The sequence below is a fragment of the Streptomyces sp. LUP30 genome (genome assembly GCF_001746365.1).
In the GTDB taxonomy this organism is placed as follows: domain Bacteria; phylum Actinomycetota; class Actinomycetes; order Streptomycetales; family Streptomycetaceae; genus Streptomyces.
Genome location: NZ_MJAJ01000106.1, coordinates 1 through 6,025, shown reverse-complemented (window position 1 = coordinate 6,025; position 6,025 = coordinate 1). Strand labels below are relative to the sequence as shown.

General features: G+C 68.9%; 7 protein-coding genes. 1 reads left to right on the top strand and 6 read right to left on the bottom strand.

The features are described 5' to 3' along the window. On the bottom strand, positions 1-861 hold an 861-nt coding region (locus BG482_RS39730; protein ID WP_176741581.1), incomplete at its 3' end, for a 2-oxoacid:acceptor oxidoreductase family protein. A 499-nt stretch (positions 862-1,360) separates the two neighbouring features. Here BG482_RS39730 and BG482_RS39725 point away from each other — a divergent pair. Beyond that, a complete protein-coding gene (locus BG482_RS39725; protein WP_370745958.1) occupies positions 1,361-2,125 on the top strand; it encodes a response regulator transcription factor in 765 nt (254 codons plus the stop codon). Positions 2,126-2,348: 223 nt separating this feature from the next. Here the strand turns inward: BG482_RS39725 and BG482_RS39720 are convergent, their stop codons facing one another. The 5 genes from BG482_RS39720 to BG482_RS39700 form a co-directional block, all read right to left on the bottom strand. After that, positions 2,349-2,627 carry a hypothetical protein gene (locus BG482_RS39720; RefSeq protein ID WP_069774082.1) on the bottom strand — a complete coding sequence of 93 codons (279 nt, stop codon included), beginning with the start codon at positions 2,625-2,627 and terminating at the stop codon, positions 2,349-2,351. Between the two features lie 79 nt (positions 2,628-2,706). Beyond that, entirely contained in the window at positions 2,707-3,144 is a 438-nt protein-coding gene (locus BG482_RS39715) for a DUF6069 family protein (protein WP_141746727.1), read from the bottom strand. 115 nt (positions 3,145-3,259) lie between these two features. Next, the gene (locus tag BG482_RS39710) at positions 3,260-4,807 is read right to left on the bottom strand and encodes an FAD-binding oxidoreductase (RefSeq protein WP_370745957.1); all 1,548 of its coding nucleotides are present in this window, start codon (positions 4,805-4,807) and stop codon (positions 3,260-3,262) included. Between the two features lie 201 nt (positions 4,808-5,008). Then, complete coding sequence (locus BG482_RS39705) at positions 5,009-5,659, bottom strand: DsbA family protein (protein ID WP_218108815.1); 651 nt, start codon at positions 5,657-5,659, stop codon at positions 5,009-5,011. Between the two features lie 71 nt (positions 5,660-5,730). Continuing rightward, a partial coding sequence (locus BG482_RS39700) for a carboxyl transferase domain-containing protein (RefSeq protein WP_306287018.1) occupies positions 5,731-6,025 on the bottom strand: 295 nt, incomplete at its 5' end.

Here is a 6,025-nt window from a genome sequence, read left to right as displayed (position 1 = left end):
CTCGTGCAGGATGTCCGAGGCCGGGGTGATCGGGTACGAGCCCAGGAACAGCGGCAGATCGGCCTGGCGGGAGGCGGCGACCAGCCCGTACGACAGCGCGAGGTTCCCGGAGATGTTGCGGTAGGTGCCCACCGGGAACGCCTTCGACGCCGGGGCCACCTCGTAGCTGACGGCGAAGTCCTCGGTCGTCTCGCCGAAGTTCCACCCGGCCCTGAACGCGGCGATGTTCGCGGCCGCGACGACGGGCTTCCCGGCGAACTTGGCGGTCAGGAACTTCTCCGGGCCCTCGGCGGGCCGGTTGTACATCCAGCTGAGCAGCCCCAGAGCGAACATGTTCTTGCTGCGCTCGGCCTCCTTGCGGGACAGCTCGAAGTCGTTCAGCGCCTCCACCGTCAGCGTCGTCAGCGGCACCGGGTGAACGCGGTAGCCGTCCAGCGAGCCGTCCTCCAGAGGGGAGGCGCTGTACCCCACCTTCCGCAGCGCCCGTTCCGTGAACTCGTCCGCGTCGACGATGATCTCCGCGCCGCGCGGCAGATCGCCGATGTTCGCCTTCAGCGCCGCGGGGTTCATGGCGACGAGCACATTGGGTGCGTCGCCGGGGGTGAGGATGTCGTGGTCGGCGAAGTGGAGCTGGAACGAGGAGACGCCGGGCAGGGTGCCGGCGGGCGCCCGGATCTCGGCGGGGAAGTCGGGCAGGGTCGACAGGTCGTTGCCGAACGACGCCGTCGCAGCGGTGAACCGGTCACCGGTGAGCTGCATACCGTCGCCCGAGTCGCCCGCGAACCTGATGACCACTCGGTTCAGACGGCGGGTCTCCGTTGCTCCGGATGCCCGGCCGCCCACAACAGGTGCTGAGGTCATGTCACGTTCCCTTTCCTGAGATGGTGTCAAGTCGGCTCGGCGGGCGTGTCAGCCAGAAGCTGGCCGATTCATCCCTGCTTCTTCACAAAGCGGCTCGATAGTCTGCTCTTTTGGCCGGGACCAGGCGGTTCGCCGTTCAGTCGGGGCGACTTGGCGCATGTATACATCGTACGCGTGCCCGTGTACGATGTATCGCGAGACTCTGGAACGGCTGTGCACGGGGGGCTGGTGAACTTGCTCGGGCGGCGGAACGGCAGGCCGGGAGCAGTGTCGGCGGATTGAGCGGCCGGAGAGGGCCGGTCGCCGCGCGGCGGGTCGCCGTACGGGCGATATTTCCTCAATTACTTATTGTTTCCGCGGCGTTTCCCATTTCCCTTATTCATCTGTTTGTCAACTGTTGAACTTTGACGGAATGGCCGCGTGGTCTGTAGCCTTGACGGGGACCTTCTATTGCTTGGCGCGACGTTGCTTGTCGGATGAATATAGGGGGAGATCACGGATGGGGCATCATTCCATAAGGTTAGTAGAAACAAGTATTCCGCACCGACTGCCGATGCGAAGTACGCCGGCTCGGACCGAGAGCCGGCGAACCCGCAAGGCGTTGCGCGTACTCTCCGTCGACAGTGAGCCGGACATGGCGAAAGGGCTCATCCGCAACCTGCGCCGGCACGGCTTCCAGGCGGAGAGCGTGCCGACCGGAGCTCAGGCGCTACAGCGGTTCCGCAGCGCGGATCTGCTGCTCCTCGACCTGGATCTGCCCGACCTCGACGGGGTCGAACTGTGCCGCAGCATCCGGTCCGTCTGCGACGTGCCGATCATCGTCGTCACGGCTCGTGACTCGGAGCTCGACCGCGTGCTCAGTCTCCGCGCGGGTTCGGACGACTACGTGACCAAGCCCTACAGTCTCGCCGAACTGATCGCCCGCATCGAAGCCGTCATGCGCCGGGCGTCGCGCCAGCCGGTCTCCGTGGAGGAGGCCATCACCATCGGTCCGCTCGGCATCGACCCGCGCGCCCGGCAGATCAGCCTCGACGGCCGGCCCGTCGACGTGACGCGCAAGGAATTCGATCTGCTGTATCTGCTCGCCTCGCACCCCGGCAGCGTCGTCACCCGCAAGCAGATCATGGCGCAGGTCTGGAGGGATTCCCGGTCGGAGCCGGGCCGCACCATCGACACGCATGTCAGCAGCCTGCGGAGCAAACTGGGATCGAGCGGTTGGATCATCACCGCCCGCGGTGTCGGTTTCCGCCTGGGGCACGTCTGATTCTTCTCGACGGTCACCCGGCAGACGCCGGGAGTGACAGTCTCCCCAGGGGGGTCCACCTCGGGCTCCAGGGCGCACCCGACTCGGGAAGCACCCTGATCGAGGTGTGAGTTCGGGCCCGCTCGGTCAATGGCGACCGGCCGGTCCCCCCTCTCACGAAGCCCGTCGTGCACTGTCCGACGGGATCACGAAACCGATGGCGAAGGCCGCCCGCGAGGTCTGCTCAGGCCGCGCCGCGCCATCCCGGCCCAGGGTCGGCGGCCCACGACGTGGCCGTCCTGCGTCTGGCCGAGAACGGAGTCCAGCGGGCTCCGTCCCGAGAGCCCGCGTCCGCCTCCTGCGCCGCCTGTGCCGCCTGTGCCGCCTGCGCGGCGAGAACGGTCGAGAGCGCGACCGCGATGGCGGCGACCTCCTCGGCCGTGGGCGAGCCGCTGGTGATACGCCAGGAGTGGGCGGTCACCGTCCGGGAGACGTCGACCGTGCTGCTTTCCGCTGCTGTCATGCTTCCTCCCCGAAAGACGTCGGCGGTCCTGCGGAAACCCGACCGGGTTTGCGCAGGACCGCCGGGCGATCCCCGTGTGTCAGGCGCGAGAGCGGCGGATCGCCTCCAGGGCGGCCACCGCGACGAAGCCGACGAACAGGTGCATCGTGATCAGAGTGGCGGCGGTGCCGCCGTCGGTGTCCTGGGTCAGCGGGCCGATGGCGGTGAGCGCCGCCACCGCACCGCCCACGATCTGGCCCACCCGCAAGAACACCGGCTTCCAGCGGGCCAGCAGCACGGTGGCCGTGACGCCGATCACCGGCGCGGCGATCGACATGAAGATCACGTCGCTCGCGCCGATCTCGTCGGGCTTGCCGTTGAGTTCCAGGACCAGCGAGGCGCCGGCGGCGTCACCGATGAACAGGACGATCAGATTGACGACCACGGCGAGAGCCGCGGCCCCCGCCACGACCTGCCACACGGGCAGCGCTCGTCGTCCTGGAGCGGTGTGGTTGGCAGCGGGGATACTGCTGGTCATGGAGCCCTCCGGGCTGTCGTGCCGCGCCGGGGCCGGAACCTGCCGGACCCGGCGCGGTCGTCGTGGAGACGGGGCGTGCGCTTCCGGCGCGAGGACCGGCCGCCCGAGCGGTTCGTCAGGCGGGGTCCAGGGACAGGGCGTGCCGGAAGACGTTCTTCGGGTCGTAGGTGTTCTTGACTCGCTGCAGCCGGGGGTAGTTGTCCTTCCAGAAGAGCGAGTACCACGGCACCCCCGACGTGTTCTGCGCCGGGTCGCGCATGTCGATGTCGGGGTAGTTGATGTAACCGCCGTCCTGCTGGGCGTTGGGCGCGGGGAAGCCGCCGGTCGAGGCGTGAACGTTCTTGCGCAGCGTACGCAGCCAGTTGACCTCGATCTCGTCCTGCGCCGGGTCCGCCCAGTTGTTGGAGTACCAGAGTTTGATGACCGAGTCCCGCTGCGGGATCGCCGTCGCGGACGATGCCACGGTGTTGATCTTGCAGCCGTAGGCCGCCAGGTACACCAGGCCCACACCGTAGTGGTTGGGGTCGGTCAACGAGCTGTAGAGCGACCCTACCTGAGTGACCGTCAACGGCTTGCGCAGATGGCCGCCCATGGACTTCTGGCGCGAGTACGCGCCGTAGCTGGCGGTCGGCTCCAGGGCGATCTCCAGCCACGTGCCTTCCGTGACGTCGACCGTCGGCTGCACCCCGACGCCCGCGTTCACCGCGGCGATGTAGTCGTCGTGGAGCCTGGCGGTGTCCGCGAGCGTCGCGTCCATGCGGATCTCCAGCTGCACCGTGCCCGCGATCGACGAATGCAGCTGCAGCGAGCTGTGCATCGTCGAGTACACGGACCCCGGAGCGCTGTTCGCGGCGTGCCAGGCGCCGTGGTTCATCACCAGACGCGTGAAGCCGGCCTCGGTCAGCTGCGCCCAGGGCCAGCTCACGATGGTCTTGCGCATCCGGGCGGGCGGCTTGGGCAGGAGCGAGGACGCGCTGCCCGTGGCGCCCGGCGTGCGGAACCAGAACCTCGTCACGATGCCGAAGCTGCCGCCGCCCCCGCCGGTGTGCGCCCACCACAGGTCGCGGTTGGGGTCGTTGGCGTTGCGGGTGGCGATGATCGTGCGGGCCTTGCCGCCGCGGTCCGCGACGACGACCTCGACGGCGTGGAGGTGGTCCACGACGAGGCCGTGACGGCGGGACAGCGGGCCGTACCCGCCGCCCGAGACGTGACCGCCGACGCCGACCTCCGGGCACACACCGGCCGGGACCGTGACGCCCCAGCCCTCGTACAGTGCCTTGTAGACCTCGCCCAGCCGGGCGCCGGCCTGTACGGCGAAGGCGTTCATCGCCGGGTCGAAGGTGACGCTCTTCATCTCCGACAGGTCGACGAGGACCCGGAACTGGGGGTCGTCGACCAGATTCTCGAAGCAGTGACCGCCGCTGCGCACCGTGATGCGCTGGTTGTTCGCGATGGCCTGGTCGACCGCCTTCTCCACCTGGGAGGCGCAGTGCACGAGCCAGATCTCGTCGGGCGTGGCCGCGAAACGGCCGTTGTATCCGCGTCCCGCGAGGCCGGCGTACCGGGCGTCGCCCGGTCTGACGATCACCTCCGGATCGACCTGGGCGGCGGCCCGGGCCGCGGTGGAAGGCAGTGCGGTGAACCCCGCGGTGGCACCGGCCACCGCTATCGCGGAGCCGAGAAACCTGCGTCGCGAAAACATGTTGAGCCCTATCTCTGCTGGGATGATGTCGACGGATCGCCGCACTGGCGGATGCGGACCGGGGGGTGGACTTCAGCCAACCAGCCCCCGCAGTGCGTCACCACGCGCTTGACGTGGATCTGTCGTGCCTCGATACGAAAGTTGAGGTTCCGGACACTCCGGTCAGCCGGCCGGGGCCAACCGCGCCGCCTCGCGAAGGGCCGCCAACAGAGCGGCCTGCGACAGGGATCCGGTCAGCGGCTGCACGCCGTCGATGAAGAACACCGGCACACCGCCGACGCCGAGCCGGCGCACGCGGTCGAGTTCGGTGCGCAGGCGCTCCGTCTCCGCGGTCGTGTCCGGCCCCGTTCCCGCCGCCCCCGAGCCGAAGTCGTCCGCCGTGACGCCGACTTCCCCGGCGAGTTGGTCGAGGGTGGCGCCGTCGCCGATGTGCAGTCCGTCGGTGAAGTGCGCGCGGAAGAGACGCTCCACCATCTGCTCGGCCCTGCCCTGCCGGGCGGCCCGGGCGATGAGCCGGTGCGCCTCGAAGGTACCGGTCGCCACCGCGCGTTCGTAGTGCAGCTCCAGGCCCTCCGCGGCCACCTGCTCGGCGAACAGGAGGCTCTGCCGTACCGTCTGCGGGCCGAACATCCGCTCCAGTACGGGGAGCAGGGGCTCCCCTTCGGTGCCCGCGCCCGGCGCGAGCTCGAAGGGGAGGAACTCCACCTCGAGCCGGTGGCCTTCGGCGCGCAGCTGGTCCGCGGCACGGGTGAAGCGGGTGTAGCCGAGGAAGGAGTGAACGCAGATCACGTCGAGCGCGATCCGGACGCGCACGGTCCGGCTCCTCGTCGGTTGCTCCTCCATGGTGTGGTGCCTCCCTTGGGTCGATGCGGTCAAGTGCCCCGTCACTGTGGCTGATTGCCGTGTTTGCGGGAGGGCAGGTCGGCGTGTTTCGACTGGAGCATGGCCAGGGACCTGACGAGGACCTCGCGGGTCTCGGCGGGGTCGATGACGTCGTCGACGAGGCCGCGCTCGGCCGCGTAGTAGGGGTGCATCAGCTCGGACTTGTACTCCTTGACCATGCGGGCCCGCATGGCTTCGGGGTCCTGGGCCTCGGCGATCTGACGGCGGAAGATGACGTTGGCCGCGCCTTCGGCGCCCATCACGGCGATCTCGTTCGTCGGCCAGGCGTAGGTGAGG